Raw genomic sequence first — 23920 nt, 5'->3', positions numbered from 1 at the left:
TGCCACAAGCGCGATTGACGTATAGGGAAAGACAATGACCAATCCTGTCACGCGCGATCGCAGGCATTTCGAGGATCTTGTCGAGGGCGAGATCATCGATCTGGGCCACACCAAGGTGACCAAGGAGATGATCACCACTTTCGCCCGCCAGTTCGACCCCTTTCCCTTCCATCTCGACGAAGAAGCCGCGCGCAAGAGCCTTCTCGGCGGCCTCTCCTCCAGCGGCTGGCAGACCGGCGGCCTCAGCCTGCGCATGCTGGTCGACAGCTTTCTCTCCAAAATCGCCTCCTGCGGCGGCCTCGGCTTCACCGACCTCAAGTGGAAGAACCCGGTGATGGTTGACGACATTATCGGTGGCACGGTGACCATTGCTGCGCTGCGCCGATCCGGCAGTCACCCCAAATGGGGTATCGTCACGCTCGATTTCGACGTCCGCAACCAAAACGACAAGCCGGTCCTCACCATGCGCCTTGCCAATCTCGTTGAATGCCGCGAGGTCGCGGCATGACCCGCTGGTTTGAGAACATCGTCATCGACGAAACCTTTCCGCTCGGCAGTCACACCTTTACCGCCGAGGAAATCATCGACTTCGCCACCCTTTACGACCCGCAATATTTCCACATCGATCCAGAGGCCGCCAAGCACAGCCATTTTGGCGGCTTGATCGCCAGTGGTTGGCACACGGTCAGCGTGGGGCACCGCCGCATGGTCGATGCGCTGGAGGCAGAGGCGGAACGGCTGCGGGAACTCGGCGAAGAGCCGGGCGTCTCCGGACCCTCGCCGGGCGTCAATTCCATGGATTTCAAGGTCCCGGTCCGCCCCGGAGATACCGTCACCTATGAACTCGTGGTTACCGGCAAGCGTCCCTCCAACTCCCTGCCCGGCTGGGGCCTGCTGTTCAATCGCCTGACCGCGACCAATCAGCGGGGCGAACTGGTCTATCGGGCCGAGCTCGTCGGGTTTTCCAAACTGCGGGATTATCGCATGCCGCTGAAGCTTCGGCTGCTGCTCGCGCTCACGAAAATACCGGTGATCGGGCCCAGACTGACACGCAGCACTTGAAACGCGGATGACGCCCCGGCACTCTCCTGCAATGCGCCGATTCGTCCTTGTCTTCTCGCTTCTTGCCACCTTCGCCACGCCGAGCCTGGCCCAGTCCTATCAGGGGAACTGGAGCTGTCGCGACGCGACCTCGAACCGCGCCGGAATTTTGACCATTTACGGTCAGGTCTATGGCTGGGCCTCGCGCGCCGTGGGCGATGCCAATTCGGGCACCGGCACCACCACGCCCTATGAAGACGGCATCGGCATCAATGATGGCAATCTGCGCGCCAATTCGGGCATTCAGGCCGGGCGGGTCGTCGCGGACGCCAATTTCGGTGTCGCTTTGCAACTGGAGACCGCCGACGCCATCGTCATGTTGTGCACGCCGCGCTGAACGGCCCGGTTTTTCTCGTGACGGCCCCGCAGCTTATCAACTGCAATCGGCGCTAAAAGCCGCAGGCGCGCGGCGAGGGCTTGAACTTTTCATTCCTTAGGGCATTTTAGAGGGGCAGCGCCGGGCCCCTCTGGTCATGGGTTCTCCATGATGATGTCGGAGCTGCTCCACCAAGTTACATGGAGAAGGTCCGGCGATGGAAATGCTGCTTGCCGCCTTAACGGGTGATTTTCTAGGCACCCCTATCTACTTCTGGGTCGCGTTCATCGCGATCGTCCTTGCCCTGCTTGTCTTCGACCTTGGCATCCTGCATCGGGATGAACACGAGATCGAAGCCAAGGAGAGCCTGCTGCTCTACGGCTTTTACGTCCTTATTGCCCTGGCGTTCGGCGCCTGGGTCTGGTTCAGCCGCGGCGCTGAGGCCGGGCTCGAGTTCTACACCGGCTATTTGCTCGAGCAGAGCCTGGCGATGGACAACATGTTCGTCATCGCCACCATCTTCGGCTTCCTCGGCATTCCCCGCCTCTACCAGCACCGCGTGCTGTTCTGGGGCATTCTCGGCGTGATCCTGTTCCGCGCCGTCCTGATTGGCGTCGGCGCAGCCCTGGTCAACCAGTTCAGCTGGATCCTGCTCGGCTTTGGCGCCTTCCTGGTGTTCACCGGCATCCGGATGTTCAGCCATCAGGACGAAGAGCCGAACCTTGAAGAGAACAAGGTCTACCAGTTCATTGCCCGGCACTTCCGGGTCACCAGGACGCTGCATGGCCGCAATTTCACGGTCAAGGAACCCGATCCCAAGACCGGCAAGATCGTCACCTGGCTGACCCCGCTCGCCGTGGCGCTGATCATGGTGGAAGTCGTCGACCTGATCTTCGCCGTCGACTCGGTTCCTGCCGTCTTCGCCGTGACCCAGGACACGTTCATCGTCTACACCTCGAACATCTTCGCCATCCTTGGCCTGCGTTCGCTGTATTTTGCGCTTGCCGCGGCGATGAACCGGTTCCGGTACCTGCAGACCTCGCTGGCCATCATCCTCGTTCTGGTCGGCATCAAGATCTCGCTCGTGCCGTTCCATATCCACATCGACACGCTACTCTCGCTGGTCGTGACCATCGCGATCCTCGCCGGTGGCATCATCTTCTCGCTGTGGAAGACTCGCAACGAGCCCAGCATCAGCGCTGAAGACCATCCGGAAACGGGCAAGCTCGAGCCCTAATGCGGCGCGGCTGACAGTTTTGGGGCGGACCGGTTGACCCGGCCCGCCTCTTTTTTTATCCTGCTCCCCGTTCACACACGAGAACGAGGTCTCGCCCGCAAATGATCTGAACCCTTGCTTCGGACGCTTCTGACCTGATCCAGCATCCCCGCTTCGGGGCCCGCATGGTCATGGAGGCTTCTGTCGCGACGGTAGATCGGGGCGACCACAAGGCGAGCTGATATCGCCACCCCTACCCTTCCGCATCGCTTACCCGGCCTCCAGGCGTCTCTGACCGCTTGAACCGACGGCTCGTGGCTTTGCCCGGCCGGCAAACCAATTCGTGCCGATCCGGCCCTGCCCGGACGGAAAGGAAAACGCATGCCTAAAAATCCACATCAACGCCCCCAGCCCATACAGCACACGCGGAACGTGCCGCGACATGGGCTCGCGCCCAAGGCCACGGCCCGCTCGTTGACGCCTGACAAAGCTGTGCGGCCGCCCGCAGGACCCTCGGGTGTCCCGACGCTGGAGAGCCTGTTGCGACGGGACAATCCCACCCGGTGACGCAGGAGGCGGGGCGGCCATCGGGTCGCCCCGCATCAGCCAGTGCCGCCTTGCGCCACTCTTGCCGCAATTTCTGGTTAACCGAAAGGGAATGAAGCGAGGAGATGGGCCATGGGAGCCATCCACGAAATCGTCTTTGACTGCGACAAACCCGCCATCCTGGCACGGTTCTGGGCCAGCCTGCTCGATGGCTACGCGGTGCGCAGCTATGATGACGTCGAGATCGCCAAGCTGGCGGCGCTCGGCTTTACCCCTGAAACCGACCCCACCGTGATGGTCGATGGCCCCGGGCCGTCGCTCTGCTTCCAGAATGTGGAGGGGCGACGTTACGACAATAATCGCGTCCATTTCGACGTCGATGCGGTGGATCGCGCCGCCGAGGTGGAACGGCTCAAGCAATTGGGTGCCACGCTCGATCGCGTCCTGCCCACCTATACGGTCATGAAGGACCCAGAGGGCAATCAGTTCTGCCTCGTGGACCGGCGTCAGGACGCTGCCGCACCGGAAATTGCCGCGCAGGACGCGGCCTGACCCGATGTGCTGACAGGGCCTGACACTGCACCCGCCTAGGCTCTCTTCATCACAGCCAAGGAGGAAGCCAATGCCCCTGATCGCCAGCTGCCATTGTGGCGCGACCCGTATCGAACTGCCTGCGCAGCCAACCCATGCCGGCTCCTGTAACTGCAGCTATTGCGCGCGCACGGGTGCAGTCTGGACCTATTACAAGCCGGGTGAGCTGAAATTCCTGTCGCAGGAGGGCGAGACCGAATATGCGCCAGGCGGGCTGAACCAGCACCATTTCTGCAGCCGCTGCGGCATGCAGACCTGGGGTTCGTCGCCCGACTGGGCCTCGATGTACAACACTGACGGAACGCCCAAGAATGGGGACCCGACCGCAGTGCCAACCGAACGCAGCTTTGCCGTCAATCTCAACCTCGTCGACGATCTCGACTGGTCGGCCATAACCATAGAAGCGATGGACGGGCGGAATAATTGGTAGACAATGCCGGGGTCACGGCCCCGGCAATCGCTCATCTCGAATGTCAGTGCCCTTCGAAATCGATCAGGGACTGCAGCTGCATGTTCTCGGCGCGCAATTTTTCTGCACCGCCCAGATCAGGCAGATCGATGACGAAGGCGGCGTGATTGACGATTGCCCCCGTGCGGCGGAGCAGTCCGACGGCTGCAATGGCGGTGCCGCCCGTGGCGATCAGATCGTCGACGAGCAACACATTGTCCTGGGCCCCCAGGACATCGGCATGGATCTCGATCGTGTCCACGCCATATTCGAGCGCATAGTTCTGCCCGATGGTTTCGCCGGGCAGCTTGCCCTTCTTGCGGATCGGCACGAACCCGACGCCAAGGGCGATGGCGACCCCTGCCCCGAAGATGAAGCCGCGCGCCTCGATGCCCGCTACATGGGTAATGCCGAGCCCGCGATGGGCGGCAGCGATGCGTTCAACGCTCTCCCTGAACCCCTGGGGATGCTCGATCAGCGTGGTGATGTCCCGAAACAGAATCCCCTTCTTGGGATAGTCCGGGATCGTGCGAACGAGCGACTTCAGGTCGAGCGACATGGATAGCCTTGGCTGGAAGAGAGATCAGGACTTGCGTCGGCCAATCAGGTGGCGGGCAATGACCCCGGCATTATAGGCCACGCTGCGCGTTGCGGAGACTGCGGCATCGCGCGCTTTGGGATTGTTGGCCACGGCCTGGATGCCAGCACGCACGGCCGGATGCCGGCTGACTGTAATGGCTGCGCCGACCACGGTAACAGCCAGGCGAATAGCGGACATGGCATTATCCTCGCAGGAAACAGACGCAGGCAATATATTGCTTTGCGAACTCGGAAACACAAGTGCCGATGGCGCAGGCACCCTTAAAAAGCAAAGGGCCCCGAAGGGCCCCGTGCCAAATTCAATAAGCAGCGAACGCTGTTAGTGTTCGATGACCAGCGAACAAACCTGGTGTTCGATGCCCAGCGAACACACTTAGTGTTCGATGCCGCGCCAGAGCTTGCGCTTGGTGCCGTACATGAGACCGGCGAACAGCACGAGGAACAGCAGCACCACGAAACCGGTCTGCTTGCGCGACACCAGATGCGGTTCGGCGAGCCACATCATGAAGGCCGAGACGTCGCGAGAATACTGGTCGATGGTCTCGGGGACGGTGGCGCCGTCTTCACCCGGCACATAGGCGATTCCGCCGTCGCTGAGCGGAGGCGGCATGCCGATAGCGTGACCCGGGAAGTAATCGTTGTAATACTTGCCTTCCGGCAGTTCGAACCCTTCCGGTGCAGTGGCCGGCACTTCGGCGTGGTAGCCGACCAGCAGGGCATGCACATAGTCAGCGCCGCCTTCCTGGTACCCGGTGAAATAGTTGGTGATCCACCACGGGAACGGATCGGTCACGCCGCGAGCCTTGGCCATCACCGACAGGTCCGGAGGCAGCGAGCCACCCATGGCATCGCGAGCATCCTGCTCGGTTGCGAAAGGCGAGGGCCAGCGATCGGCCGGAACGGCCTGGCGGACGCCACCGGTGGCCGTGGGATCGGTCACTTCATATTCGGCCGCAAGGGCGCGAACCTGGGCTTCGGAGAAGTGCGGGCCACCTGGTTCCATCAGATTGCGGAAGGCCAGCAGGTGAGCGCCATGGCAGCTGGCGCAGACTTCCCGGAACACCTGGAAGCCGCGCTGAAGCTGGTTCTGGTCATAGGTGCCGAAAATGCCGGCAAAGGACCAGTTCTGCTTCTCGATCGCTGCGCCACCCTCGGCGGCGTTTGCCGAAACCGAGGAGAGGCCAACCACGAGAGCCAGGGCGGCGAGGATGAACTTGCTCTTGAACATAGATGTCGCCCCGATCAAGCGTGTGCATTCTTGCCGAGAACGCTCTCGGAAATGCTGGTTGGCAACGGCTTGGGCGTCTCGATCCGCGACAGCACCGGCAGCACCACCAGGAAGTAGATGAAGTAGTATGCCGTGCAGACCTTGGCGAGCACCGTGTAGATGCCCTCGGCAGGCTGTGCGCCGAGATACATCAGGCCGATGAAGTTGATCACGAACAGGGCAAAGAACCACTTGAACATCGGGCGGAAAGTACCCGAGCGGACCTTGGACGTGTCGAGCCACGGCACGATCAGCAGCATGAGCATCGCGCCGCCCATGGCGATCACGCCGCCGAGCTTGCTGTCGATGAACAGGACGTTGAAGTCGATGGCGCGCAGGATCGTATAGAACGGCAGCAAATACCATTCCGGCACGATATGGGCCGGCGTCACCTGGCTGTTGGCCATGATGTAGTTGTCGGGGTGACCCAGGATATCGGGGGCGAAGAACACGAACCACGCGAACGGGATCAGGAACAGCACCATCGCGAACAGATCCTTCATCGTATAGTACGGATGGAAGGGGACGGTATCGCGGCTTTCCTTGACGTCAACGCCGATCGGGTTGTTGTTGCCCGGCACGTGCAGCGCCCAGATGTGGAGCGCAACGACGGCTGCGATGATGAACGGCAGCAGATAGTGCAGCGAGAAGAAGCGGTTCAGCGTCGGGTTGCCGACGGCAAAGCCACCGAGGACCAGCTGCTTGATGTTCTCGCCGACCAGCGGGATGGCGGTGAAGATGTTCGAGATAACCGTCGCCCCCCAGAAGCTCATCTGGCCCCAGGGCAGGATGTAGCCCATGAAGGCGGTCGCGGTGGTCAGAAGGAAAATGACGACGCCGAGGATCCAGAGGATTTCGCGCGGGGCCTTGTACGAACCGTAGAAGAGGCCGCGGAACATGTGGATGTAGAGCGCCACGAAGAACATCGAGGCACCCACGGCGTGGGTCGCCTGGATAACGCGGCCACCATTGACGTTGCGGCGGATGTGCTCCACCGAGTCGAAGGCAAGCGCCGTGTTGGGCGTATAGTGCATCGCCAGGATGATACCGGTGACGATCTGGATACCGAGGCACATCACGAGGATCGCGCCGAAGGTCCACCAATAATTGAGGTTCTTCGGCGTCGGGAAGTCCATGAGATGGGCTTTTGCGAAACGCACGACCGGCAGGCGGTCGTCAAGCCACTTCTCAGCAGCGTTTCCCGGGACGTAAGTCGAATGTTCTGACATCGGGAATGCCCCCATTAACCGATCTGGACCAGCGTATCGCTGAGGAATTCGTAAGGCGGCACAACCAGGTTGGCCGGAGCGGGACCGCGGCGGATACGGCCGGCAGAATCATAGTGCGAGCCGTGGCACGGGCAGAACCAGCCATCGAAATCGCCCGCTTCCCCGACAGGGATGCACCCCAGATGGGTGCAGTTGGCGATCATGATGAGCCACTGCTCATGGCCGGGCTTGGTACGCTCTTCGTCGGTCTGCGGATCCTTGAGGTCGGACAAGGGCACTGCCTTGGCTTCCTCGATCTCGGCAGCCGTGCGATGGCGCACGAACACCGGCAGGCCGCGCCACATGATCGTGACCGACTGCCCTTCAGCGATGGGACCGACGTCATACTGAATGCTGGCGAGAGCCAGCGTAGACGCGTCCGGATTGAGTTGATTGATCAGCGGCCAAACCACGGCCGCAGCTCCAACGGCGCCGACCGCGCCGGTGGCGACGTAGAGAAAATCCCGCCGGTTCGTGGTTTTATGTTCTGCTTGCGTGGCCAAGGTCCGTATCCCCGTACGATGCACAAATGACGGAGCCGGCTCCGGACGGCCGACTGAGTAAACAGAATCGACCGCCGGCCGCCCTCAAGCGGTCCGTCAGGTGGGGTTCTTTTTGCACTGTCAGGCTAGCTTGTCCAGTGCACGGCTCGTGACAGCCCCAAACTGCGACACTATACCCGGGCAAAGCCCGCCAGTCCGGGCACAACAGCACCAGCGCGGGACCATGGACCTAGACATCGCCCTTTACCAGCCGGACATCGCCAACAATACCGGCACGCTGATCCGCCTGGCGGCCTGCATGGGTCTGACCCTGCACATTATTCATCCCGCCGGCTTCCCGATAAGCCCGAAGATCCTGGCGCGGGCCGGGCTCGACTACGTCGAACACGCCGCCATCCGTGAGCACGTCAATTTCGCGAGTTTCCACCTCTGGCGCACGACGCAATCCAGGCGCCTTGTCCTGCTCACCACCAAGAGCGCGCACTCCGCCTATGACGTCCGCTATGCACCGGGCGACATTTTGATGCTCGGCAGGGAAAGCGCGGGCGTGCCCGACGCCGTCGCGGAGACCACAGAGCTGCGCGTGCGCATCCCCATGCTGCCCGAGCGACGTTCGCTCAATGTCGCCCTGGCCGGGGCGATGATCGTCGGCGAGGCCATGCGGCAGATCGACGGCTTTACTTCCCTCTCCTAACTCCCCTATTGCTCCTGCCATGACACTGCCAGCCGATATCGACACCAAGAAACTCACCGCCACCACCTGGTTCCGCGCCCTGCGCGACCGGATCTGTGCGTCCCTTGAAACCCTCGAAGCCGAGGTCAGCGGCCCCCATGCCGACATGGCGCCGGGCAAGTTCGAGCGCACCCCCTGGGATCGCGCTGCCGGCGGCGGCGGCGAAATGTCGATGCTCCATGGCCGGGTCTTCGAAAAGGCCGGCGTGCACATTTCCACGGTGCACGGCAATTTCTCCGACGATTTCGCCAAGCAGATGCCGGGCACCGAGGCGGGCACCGCCTTCTGGAGCTCGGGCATTTCGCTGATCATCCACCCCTGGAACCCCCATGTGCCGGCTGTGCACATGAACACGCGCATGATCGTCACCGGCAAGCAATGGTGGGGCGGCGGCGCCGATCTCACCCCCGTGCTCGACAATCGCCGCACCCAGGACGATCCCGATACGCTCGATTTCCACGCCGCCATGCGCGCCGCCTGCGAGGGCCGGCCGGGCGTCGACTACGACAAGTTCAAGGCCTGGTGCGACGACTATTTCTTCCTGCCGCACCGCAATGAGCACCGCGGCATTGGCGGCATTTTCTACGATCATTTCAATTCCGGCGACTGGGATGCCGATTTCGCCTTCACCCGGGCGGTTGGCGAAGCCTTCGACGACATCTATCCCCGCCTCGTGCGCCGCAATTTCGAAAAACCCTGGAGCGAGGCCGAGCGCGACGAGCAATTGGTGCGCCGCGGCCGCTATGTCGAATTCAATCTGCTCTATGATCGCGGCACCACCTTTGGCCTCAAGACCGGTGGCAATGTGAATTCCATTCTGTCCTCGATGCCCCCCGCGGTGCGCTGGCCCTGAGCCAGCCCTTGCCTCCTGCCCCTCCGCCAGCCAGATTGGCGGGCGAAAGGCCGGCAATGAACCTCTGCGATTTTTCCATTCGGGGCTATCGCTCCATCCGTTCCCTGCGCATGCCCGTGCGCCGGTTGACCGTGCTGACCGGCGCCAATGGCGTCGGCAAGACCAATCTCTATCGGGCGCTCGAACTGGTGCAGGCGGCAGCGACCGGTGACCTCGCCCTGTCGCTGGCGCGCGAAGGGGGGCTCGGCTCCGCCCTCTGGGCCGGCGCACGAAAAGCCAATGAACAGCCCCGGCTCGAAATAGACATCGGTCTCGAAGGCGCGCTCGAGGACAGCGCCGATAACGACGCAACGTTGCGCTACCGCATCGAGATCGGCTTCGGCGATTCCAAATATGGGGCCGTGTTTTCCGAAGAGCCGCAGATCAAGCGTGAAACCCTGACCATGCCCCTCGGCCGGCGCAATGTGACGCTGCTCGAACGCTCGGGCGCTGCGGCCTGGTATCGCGACGACAATGGACAGCGCCGCCAGGTCGACGACACAATCCTCGGCAGTGAAACCGCGCTTTCATCCCTTCGCGGCACGCTGCCGGAAGTCGATCTCGTCCGGCGCCTGCTCTCGTCCTGGCGCTTTTACCATAGTTTCCGCACCGACCCCGAAGGCCCGCCCCGCCGCCCTGCCCTTGCGGTCACCGCACCTCTGCTCGACGCCGATGGCGGCAATCTTGCGGCCGTCTTCGCCACCCTCGCCCATATTCGCGGCGACACCATCGATCTCAAAGCGGCCATCGACAACGCCTTTCCCGGCGCCCGCCTCGTCATCCCTCCGCCCGGGCGCGATGCGCGCTTTTCCATGGTCTTCCCGGAATTTCCCAACCGGCCCTTCGAGCAGCACGAACTCTCTGACGGGACGCTGCAGTTCCTCGCCCTGCTCGGCGCGCTGCTCTCTTATCGCCTACCCCCGCTCATTGCCCTTAACGAGCCGGAGGCAAGTCTTCACCCCGATCTGCTGCCGGCCCTGGCGCAGGCCATCGCCAAGGCCGCGACGCGCACGCAAATCTGGGTCGTCACCCATTCGCCCCTCCTGGCCGATGCCATTGCCAGTGAAACCGGCATTGCCCCGCGGGCGGTGATCCGGCGAGATGGCGGCAGCTGGATCGAGGGCCTCAGCGATATCGGCATCTTTGCCGACGAGGACGATTGAGACGCCGGAACCTTCAATTTCGGCCGGCGTTTCCTAAATTAGTCCTGTAATCCAAGCAAAGGAGACAAGGCATGAAACGCTTCGAATCCGGTACTCTGATCCCCGGCTCGACCTGGCGCGCGGAAGCCGAAACAGAGGCTGAAGTGGTACGCCGCGCCGTCGAAAACATGAAAAATTTCAACGGCGAAATTGAAGTGCGCCCGGATATGGTCGAGCGGATCAAGCAGCGCATTGTCGATGTCGACGCCAATGACGATACCCGACACTAGCCCTTTAAAGCTTCGTTAATGGGCCAGTCGGGCCAAGAGTTGCGCTTGGGTCAGGGTAAAACCGCTCTCGACCCAGAGTGCCTCGAGCCGGGCCAGTGCCGCTCCCAACTCTGGCCCGGCCCTGTATCCATAATCGATGAGATCCCTGCCTGAGACCGGGAAATGAGCTTCCGGCAGGCGGGCGATTTCGCGTGCGGTCTCGGCGAGGCGATCCCGGCTCCAATGGCCTCGCGCCGCCGCCAGCGCCAGCCCCTCCACCGAGATTTCCTTGTGCCGATGCACCGCCCAGGCCGTCTTGTCCTGAGCTATAAACCGTGCGGCGTCTTCGATCGCCTTGGCAGCATCCACCAGCGCATTGGAAAGCCGCCATCGCTCCTGAAGGGCTCTCCCATCGTCTCCGGCGATAAGTGCCAGGCGCGTGGCAGCATGCCGCCCACCCAGCATTTCATAGCGCAGCAGCGCCTTGACCGCATCGCGTTCGATGGCAATGAGGCCAATTTCGACCATCACCGCCACGGTGAGGGCGATGCGCGGCAGCCCCAGCATGCGCACCACTTCCTGTCCGACCCGCTCGGCGGAGATATGATCGAGCTTGCCCACCGCCGCCTGGCACGCCGCAAGGCCCGCGGGGTCGAGCTTTTCGTCGCCATGGCTCGCTGAAAAGCGGAAGAACCGATAGACCCGCAGCCCATCCTCGGCGATACGGCGCGCGGGATCGCCAATAAACCGCACCCGGGAATTGAGTGCATCGCCCGCCCCGCCCAGCGGATCGAAGAGCGTGCCATCGGGTCCGCAATAGAGCGCGTTAAAGGTAAAATCCCGCCGCGAGGCGTCCACCGCCCAATCGGTGCCGAAAGCGACCTCGGCGTGGCGCCCATCGGTCGTCACATCCTTGCGAAGGGTTGTGACCTCGATGGACACATCGTTCAGCCTCAGCGTCACCGTCCCGTGATCGATCCCGGTGGGATACACAGCGATGCCGGCCATTTTTGCCCGCTGCATCACCGTCACCGGCAGCAATTCGGTGGCCATGTCGATATCGGCCTCGGGCGCGAGCCGCCCCATCAGCGTATCGCGCACAATGCCGCCGACGGCCCGCGTCGTCCCGCTTGCCCCATCCAGGACGGAAAAAATCGCCTGCACTTCGGGTTTTGCCAGCCAGGGCGCGTTCTCGAGCTTCTTGGGGATCATGCCGAAATCTCGCCCAGTGCCAGTTCGCGAAACTGCCGCGTCAGGTTTGCCGTGATGCCCCAGATCTTGTGGCCATCATGGTCGATCTGCCAGCTCGTCAGCTCTTCACCCCCACGCTTGAGGCGAAGCCGCACATAGGCGTCGGCGTCGAGAATACGGTGCAAGGGCACCTCGAAGACCGAATGCACCTCTCCCGGATTGGGCACGAACGGCCCCGATGGCGTCACCTCGGCGACGACGGGGGTAATGAGATAATTCGTACCCGTATAATAGGTGGGCATATAGCCCAGCACGCGCACATCCGCCGGCGCCATGCCGACTTCCTCATTGGCCTCGCGCAGCGCCGCTTCAGCCGCACCGGCATCGGCCCCATCGATCTTGCCGCCCGGGAACGCCACCTGCCCGGAATGGGCGCGCAGATCGGGCGACCGCTCGGTGTAGAGAATCGTGTGCCCCTCGGGCCGCTTCACCAGCCCGATCAGCACCGCCGCCGGCACGGGCGGACGCTCGAACGGGCGGGGCGGTGCCCAGTCGGGCACCAGGCTGTCAGCTGAAGGCGCCACGGGGGCCGTGCTCAGCAGCCGCGCGATCAGGCGTTCGATGATGATGGAATCGGAGGACACGCGGTCTAGATCGACAAATTTGACATGGGCGGCGCCAGCTTAGGCCAGCGCCGCGTCATTGGCATCCCTTTTCGGGTGCTTCTGCGCGTTTACTTGCCGGCCTCGAACCCGGCGATCGCGCCCGAAAGCGTCTTGGCCAGGCTCTTGTCGTGCGAATAGAGCAGCACGCGGCTGGTGTCGACCGGACCGGGGAATTCGATAGCGCCGGGCGTGGTGATCTCCCACCCGAGAGGGCAATAATAGTCCTGATCGCCCACGAGCAGCACAAAATGCCCCTCGCCGCGTTCCAGCGCCCGGCGCGTCACTTCCAGCGCCAAGAGCTTGCCGGCGCCGCGCTTGCGGAAATTGGGGTGGGTCGCCAGCGGCCCGAGCAGATACCCCTTCATCCCGCCTACACTGATCGGGGTCATCCAGACCGAACCGGATGGCACGCCCTCGACTTCAGAGACGAGGCTCAGCGTCGGATCGATGGGAAACCGCTCGCGAATGCGAAACGCGGTCCGGGCAAACCGGCCGGGGCCAAAGGCAATGGCCTGCAAATCCTCGATGAACGCATCATCTTCGGGCGTGGCGGGACGAACGGTTGGCTGGCCAGAAGCAAGGGTAGCGACAGGCGTCGTCGCAGCAGACATGGTCATGGGACAAAAGATCCGGAAAGGTGCGCAGGGAAACGAGACGACCGCCGTCACGGGGTCGCATTTAACGACCGCCTAGGGTCGTCGGATCACCAGCAAAACCTTCACCATCCTGGACGCCTCCACGTCTGAATCCGCATTAGCACCAGCATGGATGCGCGTAAATGGGAATGTGTGGGTCATGCCGGAAATTCCTCGTCCGGGCCGCTCTGTGTCACAAATGCACAACGCATTGTTGCGTCCGCGCGGCCTTTTCTCTGGCGGTCATTCCGCCTACGTGAAGACCAACACGTGAACTCGCGCATTGGTTCGATAATGTGAACCGACAATGCCGACAGCAAGATGACCGAAAGGGACCCAAGGTGGGACAATTGATCGACGGAAAGTGGTCGGACCAGTGGTACGACACCAAAAAGAGCGGCGGGAAATTCGTGCGCTCCAATGCCGGCTTCCGCAATTGGATCACCCCTGACGGCAGCCCCGGCCCCAGTGGCGAAGGCGGCTTCCCCGCCGAAGCAGGCCGCTACCATCTCTATGTGTCCCTCGCCTGTCCCTGGGCGCACCGCACCCTCATCCTGCGCAAGCTCAAGGAACTGGACGATCTGATCTCGGTCTCCGTCGTCTCGCCCAAAATGCCGGACGAAACCGGCTGGAGCTTCGACAAGGCCTCCGGCTCGACCGGCGACGCCCTGTTCGGCAAGGATTTCCTCTGGCAGATCTACACCGAAGCCCAGCCCGACTATACCGGCCGCGTCACCGTGCCGGTGCTCTGGGACAAGAAGACCGGCAAGATCGTTTCCAACGAAAGCTCCGAAATCATCCGCATGTTCAACTCGGCCTTTAGCGAGCTGACCGGCAACACGGACGATTACTATCCCGAAGAGCTGCGGCCCCGGATCGACGAGATCAACGCCCGCGTTTATGACGACATCAACAATGGCGTCTACAAGGCGGGCTTCGCCACCGCCCAGGACGCCTATGACGAGGCGGTCTCAAAGCTCTTCGCCGCCCTTGACTGGGTCGAGGATATTCTGGGCGAAAGCGCCTATCTCACCGGCGACAGCATCACCGAGGCCGATTGGCGACTGTTCACCACGCTGGTGCGCTTCGACGCCGTCTATGTCGGCCACTTCAAGTGCAACCGCCGGCGCATCGCCGACTACAAGAACATCTCGCACTATCTGAAAGCGCTCTACGAGGTGCCCGGCGTCAAGGAAACGGTCGATCTCGACCACATCCGCACGCACTATTATTGGAGCCACCCCACCATCAACCCCACGCGCATCATCCCGATCGGCCCGGAACTGCCGTTTCTGGATTGAGTGCCTGAGGGCAAAAATCCCACCGGTCATCCCCGCGAAAGCGGGGACCCCCGTTTAACAGGGGTTCCCGCTTGCGCGGGAATGACATCGTGGACAACGACGCCAGTGAGCCCCTCTTCTCCTCCCCCTGCCAGGGGGAGGCCGGGTGGGGGTCTACTTGGCCACCATCGACAACCTCAATACCCCCAGACATCCCGCCTTGGCGCACCATCGAACACTTCGTCGATCCGTTGCGAGGTCGCCGGCGTCACCCCTTCGGGCAGCTTGGTGATCTCGAACCAACCATGCTCGGCGATCTCGTGGTCCTTCTTCCGCTCGAACACGAACTCATGGCTGCGCGCCACATAAAACAGCACATGGTCGCGGTTCGTGACCGGGCTGGTATTGTGGTAGATGCCGAAGAGCTCCATCGGCCCGGTCACCCGATAGCCGGTTTCCTCGAGCACTTCGCGCGCGCCGGACACTTCCGCCGTCTCCCCGGGCTCGATGCCGCCGCCGGGAAACTGCCAGCCGGGCACATAGGTGTGGCGGATCAGGAAAACCTTGTTGCCATCCACCAGCATCACGCGCGTGCCGATCGTCATGCGTCGCATCAACCCAACAATGTTGAGGAAGACCTTGGCGCGCACGCGCTGAAACCGATTCATCATGGGGCAGCACTCCTGCAATTGCCCCACGGGTAAACGCTCCAGCTGAAAAGTCGATAGCTGTTTTGCGACAAATAGGGTGGAGCCGATCCTCGGCACAAAGCGTTTCTGAGGCCCGGCTCACCATTCATTCACCCGAAAAGAAGCTGCCATGTGCAATTGACCGTTTTCATGTGGCGGGCCATCTGGCACAAACCCTTCCGATGATAACTCTCGCCCACATCTCCGATCTGCATCTGTCGCCCATGCCGGCGGTATCCGTCAGAAATCTTGTTGGGAAGCGCCTGACGGGCTTTCTCAATTGGAAGCTCAAGCGACACGGGGAGCTCAACAGCGAGACCCTGACCCGCCTCGTCACCCATATGCAGGCCCAGAACGCCGACTTTACCGCGGTCACCGGCGATCTCACCAATCTTGCCCTGCCCGACGAAGTGGCGCGGGCCGGCGATTGGCTGCGCGGCCTCGGCGAAAGCGACAAGATCGCCGTCTGCCCCGGCAATCACGACGCCTATGTGCCGGGCGCGCTGGAACTGGCCCGTGATCTCTGGGGCCCCTACCTCCAGGGCGAGACACTCGAAGGCGCGGCCTTCCCCTTCGTGCGCCGCGTTGGCGATGTCGCTATCGTTTCCTGTTCCAGCGCCGTGCCCACGCCTCCCTTCTTCGCCGTCGGTCGCTTTGAGGAAAAGCAGGCAGCCCGGCTCGAGCGCATGCTGAAACTTCTCGGCGATGCCGGCTATTTCCGCGTCGTGCTCATCCATCACCCGCCAAACGCCGAGCTCCAGCACCCCTCCTTCGGGCTCAAGGGCCACAGGCTCTTCCGCCAGGTGATTGCCAAGGAAGGGGCCGAGCTGGTCCTGCACGGACACACGCACCGCTCCTCGATCCACCATATCCCGGGCCTCAAGCACGAAGTGCCGGTGGTCGGCGTCGCCGCTGCCAGCGCCGCCCAGGGCGGCACCATCGACGATCCCGCCCGCTACAATCTCTTCCGCATCGAGCGCGAAGGCGATGGCTGGCACTGCACCATGCGCGAATTCGGCTTCCAGCGCCTCGGCCAGGACATCGTCATGCGCATGCAGATGCGAATTTATTGAGCGCGGTAGATTAGTCGTCCGCCGACAGCGGCCGGGGTATTTTGAGGATCATCCGTGGAACGGCGGGTGCGTTGCGCATGTCCACATACCGATCATGGACGAACCCCACCGACGTGTAGAAACCCAGTGCCAGCGGGTTGGCCAGAACGAAAATCTCGGTCTCTACCCACCGTGACGCCAATGTGGCCGCCGCCTCAACAAGTGACCTCCCAATGCCGCGTTTCCAGTGGCCGGGGTCGACGAACAGCGCGACGAGCTCGGTCTCGTCCCCGGACCGCGCGAGCACAGCGAAGCCGGCAATGCCCTCCTCCGCATCAATCGCCACTCTGACCTGATCGCCGGAGAACCATTCGGGGCGAAAGCTCTGGTCGACCAGTGCCGGATTTGCCGCCAGAACGCTGCGTACCGGCTCGGGATAGCCGGCGAGGGACGCCCGCCGCTGGAGATCGACGAGCACAGGAAAATCGTCGATCACGCCCGAACGTATGGCCGCGCCAGGATGAGATAACATCATTGGGTCCACGCTGAATTCCGGGGGGTAAAGCTTACCGTGGTGATGGCGCACTGCCAACAACAGGGGCGGAAACTGGCAGCCCTCGTTTTCGGACGACCGGGCAACAAACTCGTACGCCGGAGCATCGCTGGAGTTACCTCGAACTGATATTCCCGGATGAGAACGGCCCACTCCGCCGGTCACAATGCGGATTGATGTGCCGGATACGATCCCGTCTGGGAGGTCGAAAAATGCTTCGGACATCCATCGCCATTACCGCCCTGATCGCCAGCGTCGGGGGCACGGCGGCGCAGGGCGACGCGGTGATGGGCGAGACGGTTTTCAACGAAAGATGCGCAGGTTGCCATTCGCTCAGTGGTGAAAGCGACACTGCTCCTGCGCTCGACAACTTGATCGGCCGGCCCGCGGCGTCGCTCGAAGGCGTTCAATATTCGGACGGCATGATCGAAGCCGGTCAGGCTGGAGTCGTCTGGGACGTCGAAACGCTCACCAAATTCATCACCAAGCCGCGTACCGTGGTCAACGGGACCAGAATGGCCTTCACGGGGCTGTCCAAGCCCGAAGATGTGGCAAACGTCATCGCCTATCTCGCCACCTTTTCTTCGCCGCCCGCGCGCTAGCGCCTGACTGGCCGCGCAATGGCAAAAGGCGTGGGGGCGCTATGCAAGACCCCCACTCCCGCCGCAATGGCAAATCACCTATATGATGGTGCAAAGCCAGCGAGTTGCCCGTGACCGAGACCTTCCGCATCCTCCGCCCCTCCTTTGATCCCGCCAGCGGCGAGGCGCGCTTTCCCTATGCGCTGGGCGATCTCAGCTTCACCGAAGTCTTGACCCTGCCGAAGGTGACGGACAGTGCCGCGGCGGCCACACCCGCGTTCAAGAAACTGCTCGATCTCACCGCATTCGTCCTCGGCGTCAGCTATTTCAAGCTGCGCGCGCCGTTCCATATCGAAGCGCCCGAAATCGCCCTCAGCGAGGCCGAGCGCGCCTTCGTCATCGACATCTATGAAAATGGCCTCGGCGAATTTTATGCCCGCAACAATCTGGCGCGTTTCGGCCGCCTGACGCTCGACACCCCGACCGACATCGAGCCGCGAAGGCCCGCCCTGGATCTTCCCCCGCGCAGCCTCCTGCCGATTGGCGGGGGTAAGGATTCCCTCGTCAGCGTCGATCTCCTCAGCCATGTCGGGGTCGACTTCACCCCGTTCGCCGTCAATCCAAAGGGCCCCATCGTCACCTCCATCGACGCCATCGGCAAGGCGCCTCTATATGTGACCCGCACGCTGGACGCCGAGATGATCCGGCTGGGGAAAGAGCCGGGCTATTACAATGGCCATGTCCCCTCGACCGCCATCAATTCGATGATCGCCTCCCTCTGCGCCGTTCTGTTCGGTTATGACCAGATCGTGCTCTCCAATGAGCGTTCGGCCAGTGAGGGCAATGTCGTCTTCGACGGGCGCGAGACCAATCACCAGCATTCCAAATCCCTCGGCTTTGAACTCCTGATCGCCGGCATCCTCGCCGATGCCACTGGCGGCGCGCTCAAATACTTCTCCCTGCTGCGCCCCTATTCGGAGGCGCGCATCGCCTCGCTCTTCACCCAGGGCGGCAAGTTCGACCGCGTCTTTTCGAGCTGCAACCGCAATTTCCGCCTCAACGGCAATGACGGTCCGCTCTGGTGCGGCGAATGCCCGAAATGCCATTTCGTCTTCCTGATCTTCGCCCCCTTCATGGCCAAGGAGCGGCTCGTCTCGATCTTCGGCCAGGATCTGCTCGACAAGGCCGAAAACGAGCGCTCCTTCCGCGAACTGGCCGGTCTTGCCGGGCAGAAGCCCTGGGAGTGCGTCGGAGAAATCCTTGAGGCGGCAGCGTGTTTCTATACGCTCACCCGCCATGCCGACTGGCATCAGACGGCCGTCGTGAAGGCGATCAAGGCCGATCTTTTCGCCCAATATGGCGAGGAAAAGTTGCAACTGGCCATGGCAGAATGCCTGACCGACAGCCACGACCACCACCTTCCACCCGCTCTCGCCGCAAAGGTCGCAGCCTATGCGGTTTGAAGGTCCGGTCCTGCTCTATGGCGCGGGACGTGAAGCCCTGTCGACGCGCCGTTTCCTCGCCGAGCGGGCGCCCGGGCTGAAAGTCTACGTCACCGTCGATAGCGGCACGGCCGATCTTCCGGACACCGAATTTCTCCCGCCCGCCGATCTGCCCGCCGCCTTCGCTGACGAAAAGATCGCGCTCATCGTCAAGAGTCCTGGCGTCTCGCGCTACAAGCCCGTCTTTGCCGAGGCAGAGGCCGCCGGCATCCCCGTCACCTCCAATCTCAATCTCTGGGGCCGGGCCTATGGCGAAGGCCGCACCATCGTCGCCATCACCGGCACCAAGGGCAAGTCGACCACGGCCACGCTGGCCCACCTCATGCTCGATCGCTCGAGCATCGATGCGGGCCTCGCCGGCAATGTCGGCCTCGCCCCTCTCGATATCGCCGACAAGCATGCCGTAGTCGTGCTTGAACTCTCGAGCTACCAGACCGCCGACATGGATTTCCTGCCCGATCTTGCAGCGATCACCAATCTCTATCCCGAACATGTCGACTGGCACGGATCGGTCGATCGCTATTATGCCGACAAGCTTCACCTGGTCGATCGTGAGGGCAATCTCGCCGTGGCCCTCGGCGCGGCTGCCCGCGGCAATGCCCGAGTCGCCCACGCGGTCCGCGACCATCGCCGTCTGGTGAGCGAGCTCACGTCCGATCAGGAACTGGCCATCGAAAGCGCAGCCGCCCACTCCCGCCTGCGCGGCGCGCATAATCTGGACAATGCCCGGCTCGCGGCCCAGATCGCGCTGGCGGTCGGCGGCACCATGGAAGGCGTCCTCGCCGGCATCGCCGCCTTCCGGCCCCTGCCCCATCGCCTCGAAGAGCATGTCTTTGGCGCGGTGACAGTCGTTGACGATTCCATCTCCACCACGCCCGAGGCTACCAAGGCCGCGCTCGCTGCCTATCCCGGCCGCCGCATCGCGCTGATCGGCGGCGGGCACGAGCGCGAGCAGGACTATGCCGAACTGGCCACCCTGCTCCCCCGCCATGGCGTCACCACCCTCGTGACCCTGCCGGTCACCGGCGAGCGCCTCGCCTGCGCCGCCCGCGCGGTCGCCCAGTCGATCGCCGTTTTCGAAGCCGCCGATCTCGACGCAGCCATGGCCTGGCTTGCCACCCAGACCGATCGCTTCGACACCATCATTCTCTCGCCCGGCGCACCGTCCTACAACCAGTTCAAGAATTTCGAGGAACGCGGCACCCGCTTCATCGACCTCAGCCGCACTCTCTTCGGAAAGATCGCGCGATGAACGGAGCGGTTTACCTCGCCATCGCCATTGTCGGCGAGGTGATCGCCACCTCGTTTCTCCGCGCCTCGGCCGGCTTTACCCAGCTTGGCCCGACCATCGTGGTCGTGGTGGGCTATGCCATCACCTTCTACTTTTTCTCGCTGGCCCTGCAGACCATTCCGGTCGGCATCGGCTACGCCATCTGGTCCGGCGTCGGCATCATCCTGGTGTCGATCATCGCCTATTTCGCCTATGGCCAGACGCTCGACCTGCCGGCCCTGATCGGCATCGGCCTGATCCTCGCCGGCGTCCTGGTCATCAACCTTTTCAGCCAGTCCAGCTCGCACTGAACGAAAGCGCTTCCACGCCTGCCCCGGTAACGCGCCTAGAATGGCCCGGTCAGCGCCGCCGCCTGAACGCCTGCTGCCTCGAGGGATCGGCGCACCCGCGTGATGAACTGGCCATCCGCAATCCGCGCGCGCAGATGGGGCAGGATCCCATTCGCCCGAAAGCTGGGCACTTCCAGGACGCGCGGCAGGTAGAGATTGACGATTTCCCCGTCGCCCAGCCCCTGCGCCGCAAGGATCGCAAAGATCGGGCCGAGCTCCCGGTCGGACTGCGAATAGATCTCGGCATATTGCAACGCCGCTTCGTAGTCGGATTTGCTGAGCGCCTCCAGCGCCGGCACCGCCATATACCAGCGCGGCGGAGATGGCGCCCCCTCTATCGTGCGCCTGGCCATGGGCGCCGCCTCTTGCAGTCGCCCGATCAGCGCCAGGTGCCGAGCCCGCGCCGCCAGGGCATCCATGCTCGCTGGATTGAGCTGAAGCGAAGAGCCATAGGCCGCCTCGGCATTGTCGTGCTCCCCCATCAACTCGTAAAGCCGGGCGCGCTGTTCCCAGACAAAGGCATTGGTGGGGGCTCTGCGCAGGGCATCGGCCATCAGCTCCGAGGCGCGCGCCAATCGCTCCGCGCGCTCCGATGGCGGCGTGGCCCTGGCCAATTCGGCCGTCAGGCTGGCCACCGCCGCCAGAACCGGTCCGGTCTGCCGGTCGCGCTCGATCAGTTTTCCGAAGCAGGCCTGCGCCCGCTCCGCCGCCGAAAAGGCGCTGGTGTCCCGATAGATGTCGAACAGCATGCGGCAGAGATAGGCGTTTTCCTGCCCCTCGATCGAATATTGCGCCAGCAGTTCACGCGCGCGTCCATGCACCGGTCCGCGCATGCTTCCCAGCGCGGCCACCAGGTCCATGGAGACGTCGTCGAGCGCCCATCTGTCCCCGATCGCCGGGGCGGCCACCGACACGGCACGGCTCCAGACGACGCTGTCGCTGGAGCGGTCGGTCAGGCTGACACTATATTGCAACCCACCCGATTCCGCCGGATTCCGCCGCACCAGCCCGTTCAGGATGAAATCGCTCGGCACCGCTTCTGCATCCAGCGCGTCGGGAGAGCCAGCAAAGCGCACATTGACCGTGTCGAACGCCTCGAGATCGGTCACGACCTCCATGGCGAGGCCCGACGCGGCGAGCAGCTTTGCCGGTTCGCCCGTCAAATTCTGAAACTCGACAACGGTCAGCCGCGGCCTCTGCAATGCCCCGGCGGCCTGAGTGAGCGATTCCTGCCGCGGCCCCCATGTCGAAAGCGAAAATGCCAGCGCCGCAGCGCCCAGGGCGATCACCAGCAGCACGAACCATGAGACGGTGACGTGTCCTCGCGAGGCAAGCTCGATCGTCGGTGGAACCGGCGCCAATGCGACGCCCTGGTCCCCTCCCGACGCTATGGGAAATACGAATTCGGGGACATAGCGCCCCACTGGCAATTCGATTCGAACAGTGTCGTCGGCGCCGGGGCCTCCGTAATACTGCTCGAGCAGCCCGCGCAGCCGCCGCGCCTGAACGCGCACGATCGGGTCTGCCTGGGGATCGAAATCCGTCTGGCGCCCGAACACGTCGACGGCGATGGAATAAGCCTTGATCGACTGCTCCTCGCCATCGAGGCTTCGGCGCACGATATAGTCGAGAAACCGCGCCAGTTGCGGGGATCGGGCGATTTCCGGCCATGCCAGTATACGCTCGAGAGCGCTCTTGATCTCTTCCCGTCTGGCCGAGACCTCTGACAATGGCACCTCTGCAAGCATCGTTCGATAATGAGGGTTAACATGTAAAACGCAAGGCCGCTTACACTGATTTTACAGGGCGTTGCCTTTTTTGTGGGCAAGTCCGGCCCCATAGAGGCGGCGTCTCCGGCGACGACCCCGGCGATGTCCGAACGGCTCGGCCGCATCCGGACGATTTGACCAACCATTGCGTTCTGGATGGGCCGGCAGAGGCCAGGGCCGACCATCCGTTTTGTTCCTGTGTGTTGTCCCGTGCGGCGCGGGGTAAGAGGTACGCTTGTTGCTCGGTTTGGACATTTTGCCCGTCATCCACGTAATCGACGACGATGCGCATTCGGCCCGGCTCCTGCTGGGCACGCTGGCAAAATGCGGCGGCCCAGGTGCACTGCATCTGGGTGACGAAAACGAGGGGCTCGCGGCCCTCAGGCGTTGTTTTGACGATCCTGCCGCACATCGACCCGAATTGCTGGTTGTGGACATCAAGTCCCACAGCGGCGCCGTTCGGGATTTTACAAAGCGGCACGGCGATTGGTTGCGCCGCAATGGCGTCCAACTGGCCGTCATGGTCCCGCCCACCGACAGGTCGGGACGGGAAGAATATTACGAAGCCGGCGCCGATGCCGTCTTCTTTCGCCAGCCCGAACTCGACGCCTATCGGCGCGAAATGGCCGGCATCATCAGTTTCTGGGCGCGCACTCAGCGCCTGGATGCAGTTGGTATGTAACTCCTGCGTCCACAGGTTACATGCCTCGCGGAGAGCGGCGCTGCACGGCATAGGTCTCCTGACCTGGTCCCTGCATTCCCAAGTGCACTCTCCGCTCCCCTACCCAGGCGTCGGTCTGCACCACCGACACCTGAATGCGCCGGGTCACCTCCAAGAGACCGGCGCGGGTCAGCGGTTGCGTTTCCTCCCGATCGCAACCGTACGGGGGGAGAAGCAAATATCGGGTAGCGCGTTGTCCCTCTGCGCAGCCTGGTTGAATTGATTGCTTCTCCCCGCGGCCCCTCAGGGCTCTTTTCTTGCGGTCTCGGGCGCGGTGCGGCGCACCACCTGATGAGCGAAAAACCGCAGGCTGGCCATGACCATGACCGCCAGCAGCGCCGCCCCTCCCGCCACGTAATAATGCCCCAACGCCGTCGCAACGCCGACCGCGCCGGCCAGCCACATACCCGCCCCCGTGGTCAGGCCCTGTATGCCGCCGCCGCTCCGGAAGATCGCGCCTGCCCCCAAAAACGCTATCCCTGCCGTAACCGCTTCCACGGCGCGGATTGGATCGGCGCGGGTATCGCCTTGGGGGCCGATGGTGTGAAAGATCTCGAAGGCGAGAATGGTGAAAAGCGTGGCCGCCACCGATATCAGGATATGGGTGCGCAGGCCCGCCCCGGCTGAATGCGCCTCGCGCTCGAAGCCGATGATCGCACCGAAAATGCTCGCCAGCACGAGCCGGATGGCGATGATGTGTTGGGGCAGATAAGTATCGACCAAGCCGAAACTATTGCCGACTTCCATGAGCCGCACCCCGAGCAGGAACC

General features: G+C 62.9%; 29 protein-coding genes. 17 read left to right on the top strand and 12 right to left on the bottom strand.

Annotation, left to right across the window (positions count from 1 at the left end; translation table 11 throughout):
* Positions 1-34 precede the first annotated feature (34 nt).
* The 6 genes from N0P34_RS05915 (at position 35) to N0P34_RS05890 (ending at position 4200) form a co-directional block, all read left to right on the top strand.
* Positions 35-508, top strand: a complete 474-nt coding sequence (locus tag N0P34_RS05915) for a MaoC/PaaZ C-terminal domain-containing protein (RefSeq protein WP_275606091.1) — start codon at positions 35-37, stop codon at positions 506-508.
* Positions 505-1062 (top strand): MaoC family dehydratase, encoded by a 558-nt coding sequence (locus tag N0P34_RS05910; RefSeq protein WP_275606090.1) that lies wholly within the window; start codon positions 505-507, stop codon positions 1060-1062. Before N0P34_RS05915 ends, N0P34_RS05910 begins: the two co-directional genes overlap by 4 nt.
* Positions 1063-1093: 31 nt before the next feature.
* Positions 1094-1438 (top strand): hypothetical protein, encoded by a 345-nt coding sequence (locus N0P34_RS05905; protein ID WP_275606089.1) that lies wholly within the window; start codon positions 1094-1096, stop codon positions 1436-1438.
* 196 nt (positions 1439-1634) lie between these two features.
* Positions 1635-2654 (top strand): TerC family protein, encoded by a 1020-nt coding sequence (locus N0P34_RS05900; RefSeq protein ID WP_275606088.1) that lies wholly within the window; start codon positions 1635-1637, stop codon positions 2652-2654.
* 657 nt (positions 2655-3311) lie between these two features.
* On the top strand, positions 3312-3731 hold the full coding sequence (locus tag N0P34_RS05895; RefSeq protein ID WP_275606087.1) for a VOC family protein: 420 nt from the start codon (positions 3312-3314) through the stop codon (positions 3729-3731).
* A 70-nt stretch (positions 3732-3801) separates the two neighbouring features.
* Positions 3802-4200 (top strand): GFA family protein, encoded by a 399-nt coding sequence (locus tag N0P34_RS05890; protein WP_275606086.1) that lies wholly within the window; start codon positions 3802-3804, stop codon positions 4198-4200.
* A gap of 43 nt (positions 4201-4243) precedes the next feature.
* Here the strand turns inward: N0P34_RS05890 and N0P34_RS05885 are convergent, their stop codons facing one another.
* From N0P34_RS05885 to petA, 5 genes are all read right to left on the bottom strand, one after another.
* On the bottom strand, positions 4244-4777 hold the full coding sequence (locus N0P34_RS05885) for an adenine phosphoribosyltransferase (protein ID WP_275606085.1): 534 nt from the start codon (positions 4775-4777) through the stop codon (positions 4244-4246).
* A 24-nt stretch (positions 4778-4801) separates the two neighbouring features.
* A complete protein-coding gene (locus N0P34_RS05880) occupies positions 4802-4996 on the bottom strand; it encodes a hypothetical protein (RefSeq protein ID WP_275606084.1) in 195 nt (64 codons plus the stop codon).
* A 195-nt stretch (positions 4997-5191) separates the two neighbouring features.
* Positions 5192-6046 carry a cytochrome c1 gene (locus N0P34_RS05875; protein WP_275606083.1) on the bottom strand — a complete coding sequence of 285 codons (855 nt, stop codon included), beginning with the start codon at positions 6044-6046 and terminating at the stop codon, positions 5192-5194.
* 14 nt (positions 6047-6060) lie between these two features.
* Positions 6061-7314: a cytochrome b/b6 gene (locus N0P34_RS05870; RefSeq protein ID WP_275606082.1), complete on the bottom strand. Its 1254-nt coding sequence runs from the start codon at positions 7312-7314 to the stop codon at positions 6061-6063.
* A 14-nt stretch (positions 7315-7328) separates the two neighbouring features.
* On the bottom strand, positions 7329-7856 hold the full coding sequence (gene petA / locus N0P34_RS05865) for a ubiquinol-cytochrome c reductase iron-sulfur subunit (RefSeq protein WP_275606081.1): 528 nt from the start codon (positions 7854-7856) through the stop codon (positions 7329-7331).
* Between the two features lie 223 nt (positions 7857-8079).
* Here petA and N0P34_RS05860 point away from each other — a divergent pair, with 223 nt between their 5' ends.
* The 4 genes from N0P34_RS05860 (at position 8080) to N0P34_RS05845 (ending at position 10913) form a co-directional block, all read left to right on the top strand.
* The gene (locus N0P34_RS05860; RefSeq protein ID WP_275606080.1) at positions 8080-8550 is read left to right on the top strand and encodes a tRNA (cytidine(34)-2'-O)-methyltransferase; all 471 of its coding nucleotides are present in this window, start codon (positions 8080-8082) and stop codon (positions 8548-8550) included.
* A 19-nt stretch (positions 8551-8569) separates the two neighbouring features.
* Entirely contained in the window at positions 8570-9442 is an 873-nt protein-coding gene (hemF, locus tag N0P34_RS05855) for an oxygen-dependent coproporphyrinogen oxidase (RefSeq protein WP_275606079.1), read from the top strand.
* Positions 9443-9498: 56 nt separating this feature from the next.
* Positions 9499-10644: an AAA family ATPase gene (locus N0P34_RS05850; RefSeq protein WP_275606078.1), complete on the top strand. Its 1146-nt coding sequence runs from the start codon at positions 9499-9501 to the stop codon at positions 10642-10644.
* A gap of 71 nt (positions 10645-10715) precedes the next feature.
* Complete coding sequence (locus N0P34_RS05845) at positions 10716-10913, top strand: DUF1059 domain-containing protein (protein WP_275606077.1); 198 nt, start codon at positions 10716-10718, stop codon at positions 10911-10913.
* A gap of 15 nt (positions 10914-10928) precedes the next feature.
* On the opposite strand, the gene N0P34_RS05840 is transcribed toward N0P34_RS05845, so the two are convergent.
* The 3 genes from N0P34_RS05840 to N0P34_RS05830 form a co-directional block, all read right to left on the bottom strand.
* Positions 10929-12104, bottom strand: coding sequence for a CCA tRNA nucleotidyltransferase (locus tag N0P34_RS05840; RefSeq protein WP_275606076.1), 1176 nt, complete (start codon positions 12102-12104; stop codon positions 10929-10931).
* Entirely contained in the window at positions 12101-12727 is a 627-nt protein-coding gene (locus tag N0P34_RS05835; protein ID WP_275606075.1) for a CoA pyrophosphatase, read from the bottom strand. Before N0P34_RS05835 ends, N0P34_RS05840 begins: the two co-directional genes overlap by 4 nt.
* 89 nt (positions 12728-12816) lie before the next feature.
* Positions 12817-13365, bottom strand: coding sequence for an N-acetyltransferase (locus N0P34_RS05830; protein WP_275606074.1), 549 nt, complete (start codon positions 13363-13365; stop codon positions 12817-12819).
* A 359-nt stretch (positions 13366-13724) separates the two neighbouring features.
* On the opposite strand from N0P34_RS05830, the gene N0P34_RS05825 reads away from it, so the two are divergent.
* Complete coding sequence (locus N0P34_RS05825) at positions 13725-14684, top strand: glutathione S-transferase family protein (protein WP_275606073.1); 960 nt, start codon at positions 13725-13727, stop codon at positions 14682-14684.
* A gap of 176 nt (positions 14685-14860) precedes the next feature.
* Here the strand turns inward: N0P34_RS05825 and N0P34_RS05820 are convergent, their stop codons facing one another.
* Entirely contained in the window at positions 14861-15334 is a 474-nt protein-coding gene (locus N0P34_RS05820; RefSeq protein ID WP_275606072.1) for an NUDIX domain-containing protein, read from the bottom strand.
* Positions 15335-15534: 200 nt separating this feature from the next.
* Here N0P34_RS05820 and N0P34_RS05815 point away from each other — a divergent pair, with 200 nt between their 5' ends.
* A complete protein-coding gene (locus tag N0P34_RS05815) occupies positions 15535-16425 on the top strand; it encodes a metallophosphoesterase (RefSeq protein WP_275606071.1) in 891 nt (296 codons plus the stop codon).
* Between the two features lie 10 nt (positions 16426-16435).
* On the opposite strand, the gene N0P34_RS05810 is transcribed toward N0P34_RS05815, so the two are convergent.
* On the bottom strand, positions 16436-16939 hold the full coding sequence (locus N0P34_RS05810) for a GNAT family N-acetyltransferase (protein WP_275606070.1): 504 nt from the start codon (positions 16937-16939) through the stop codon (positions 16436-16438).
* A 230-nt stretch (positions 16940-17169) separates the two neighbouring features.
* Between N0P34_RS05810 and N0P34_RS05805 the strand changes: the two genes are divergently transcribed.
* From N0P34_RS05805 to N0P34_RS05790, 4 genes are all read left to right on the top strand, one after another.
* Positions 17170-17559 carry a cytochrome c family protein gene (locus N0P34_RS05805; RefSeq protein WP_275606069.1) on the top strand — a complete coding sequence of 130 codons (390 nt, stop codon included), beginning with the start codon at positions 17170-17172 and terminating at the stop codon, positions 17557-17559.
* A 110-nt stretch (positions 17560-17669) separates the two neighbouring features.
* Complete coding sequence (locus tag N0P34_RS05800; protein WP_275606068.1) at positions 17670-19001, top strand: hypothetical protein; 1332 nt, start codon at positions 17670-17672, stop codon at positions 18999-19001.
* On the top strand, positions 18991-20292 hold the full coding sequence (gene murD, locus N0P34_RS05795) for a UDP-N-acetylmuramoyl-L-alanine--D-glutamate ligase (RefSeq protein WP_275606067.1): 1302 nt from the start codon (positions 18991-18993) through the stop codon (positions 20290-20292). The genes N0P34_RS05800 and murD overlap by 11 nt, the downstream gene beginning before the upstream one ends.
* Positions 20289-20621 carry an SMR family transporter gene (locus N0P34_RS05790; RefSeq protein ID WP_275606066.1) on the top strand — a complete coding sequence of 111 codons (333 nt, stop codon included), beginning with the start codon at positions 20289-20291 and terminating at the stop codon, positions 20619-20621. Before murD ends, N0P34_RS05790 begins: the two co-directional genes overlap by 4 nt.
* A gap of 35 nt (positions 20622-20656) precedes the next feature.
* Here N0P34_RS05790 and N0P34_RS05785 read toward each other — a convergent pair whose 3' ends face one another.
* Positions 20657-22390, bottom strand: coding sequence for a hypothetical protein (locus N0P34_RS05785; protein WP_275606065.1), 1734 nt, complete (start codon positions 22388-22390; stop codon positions 20657-20659).
* 274 nt (positions 22391-22664) lie between these two features.
* On the opposite strand from N0P34_RS05785, the gene N0P34_RS05780 reads away from it, so the two are divergent.
* On the top strand, positions 22665-23111 hold the full coding sequence (locus N0P34_RS05780) for a hypothetical protein (protein ID WP_275606064.1): 447 nt from the start codon (positions 22665-22667) through the stop codon (positions 23109-23111).
* A gap of 282 nt (positions 23112-23393) precedes the next feature.
* Here the strand turns inward: N0P34_RS05780 and N0P34_RS05775 are convergent, their stop codons facing one another.
* Positions 23394-23897 carry an MgtC/SapB family protein gene (locus N0P34_RS05775; RefSeq protein ID WP_275606063.1) on the bottom strand — a complete coding sequence of 168 codons (504 nt, stop codon included), beginning with the start codon at positions 23895-23897 and terminating at the stop codon, positions 23394-23396.
* Between the last annotated feature and the right edge of the window lie 23 nt (positions 23898-23920).

This window comes from Devosia sp. FJ2-5-3 (assembly GCF_029201545.1).
Lineage (GTDB): Bacteria > Pseudomonadota > Alphaproteobacteria > Rhizobiales > Devosiaceae > Devosia.
The sequence above is the reverse complement of the archived record's forward strand: the minus strand, read 5'-3'. Positions and strand labels throughout refer to the sequence as shown.

Excerpts from the sequence above, each read along its gene's own strand:
- N0P34_RS05775 (WP_275606063.1), bottom strand. The coding sequence starts at position 23,897 with ATGGAAGTCGGCAATAGTTTCGGCTTGGTCGATACTTATCTGCCCCAA.
- N0P34_RS05805 (WP_275606069.1), top strand. The coding sequence starts at position 17,170 with ATGCTTCGGACATCCATCGCCATTACCGCCCTGATCGCCAGCGTCGGG.
- N0P34_RS05815 (WP_275606071.1), top strand. The coding sequence starts at position 15,535 with ATGATAACTCTCGCCCACATCTCCGATCTGCATCTGTCGCCCATGCCG.
- N0P34_RS05890 (WP_275606086.1), top strand. The coding sequence starts at position 3,802 with ATGCCCCTGATCGCCAGCTGCCATTGTGGCGCGACCCGTATCGAACTG.
- N0P34_RS05790 (WP_275606066.1), top strand. The coding sequence starts at position 20,289 with ATGAACGGAGCGGTTTACCTCGCCATCGCCATTGTCGGCGAGGTGATC.
- N0P34_RS05905 (WP_275606089.1), top strand. The coding sequence starts at position 1,094 with ATGCGCCGATTCGTCCTTGTCTTCTCGCTTCTTGCCACCTTCGCCACG.
- N0P34_RS05840 (WP_275606076.1), bottom strand. The coding sequence starts at position 12,104 with ATGATCCCCAAGAAGCTCGAGAACGCGCCCTGGCTGGCAAAACCCGAA.
- N0P34_RS05870 (WP_275606082.1), bottom strand. The coding sequence starts at position 7,314 with ATGTCAGAACATTCGACTTACGTCCCGGGAAACGCTGCTGAGAAGTGG.
- N0P34_RS05820 (WP_275606072.1), bottom strand. The coding sequence starts at position 15,334 with ATGATGAATCGGTTTCAGCGCGTGCGCGCCAAGGTCTTCCTCAACATT.
- N0P34_RS05895 (WP_275606087.1), top strand. The coding sequence starts at position 3,312 with ATGGGAGCCATCCACGAAATCGTCTTTGACTGCGACAAACCCGCCATC.
- N0P34_RS05830 (WP_275606074.1), bottom strand. The coding sequence starts at position 13,365 with ATGACCATGTCTGCTGCGACGACGCCTGTCGCTACCCTTGCTTCTGGC.
- N0P34_RS05810 (WP_275606070.1), bottom strand. The coding sequence starts at position 16,939 with ATGATGTTATCTCATCCTGGCGCGGCCATACGTTCGGGCGTGATCGAC.
- N0P34_RS05910 (WP_275606090.1), top strand. The coding sequence starts at position 505 with ATGACCCGCTGGTTTGAGAACATCGTCATCGACGAAACCTTTCCGCTC.
- N0P34_RS05900 (WP_275606088.1), top strand. The coding sequence starts at position 1,635 with ATGGAAATGCTGCTTGCCGCCTTAACGGGTGATTTTCTAGGCACCCCT.
- N0P34_RS05845 (WP_275606077.1), top strand. The coding sequence starts at position 10,716 with ATGAAACGCTTCGAATCCGGTACTCTGATCCCCGGCTCGACCTGGCGC.
- hemF (WP_275606079.1), top strand. The coding sequence starts at position 8,570 with ATGACACTGCCAGCCGATATCGACACCAAGAAACTCACCGCCACCACC.
- N0P34_RS05880 (WP_275606084.1), bottom strand. The coding sequence starts at position 4,996 with ATGTCCGCTATTCGCCTGGCTGTTACCGTGGTCGGCGCAGCCATTACA.
- N0P34_RS05885 (WP_275606085.1), bottom strand. The coding sequence starts at position 4,777 with ATGTCGCTCGACCTGAAGTCGCTCGTTCGCACGATCCCGGACTATCCC.
- N0P34_RS05850 (WP_275606078.1), top strand. The coding sequence starts at position 9,499 with ATGAACCTCTGCGATTTTTCCATTCGGGGCTATCGCTCCATCCGTTCC.
- N0P34_RS05860 (WP_275606080.1), top strand. The coding sequence starts at position 8,080 with ATGGACCTAGACATCGCCCTTTACCAGCCGGACATCGCCAACAATACC.
- N0P34_RS05875 (WP_275606083.1), bottom strand. The coding sequence starts at position 6,046 with ATGTTCAAGAGCAAGTTCATCCTCGCCGCCCTGGCTCTCGTGGTTGGC.
- murD (WP_275606067.1), top strand. The coding sequence starts at position 18,991 with ATGCGGTTTGAAGGTCCGGTCCTGCTCTATGGCGCGGGACGTGAAGCC.
- N0P34_RS05915 (WP_275606091.1), top strand. The coding sequence starts at position 35 with ATGACCAATCCTGTCACGCGCGATCGCAGGCATTTCGAGGATCTTGTC.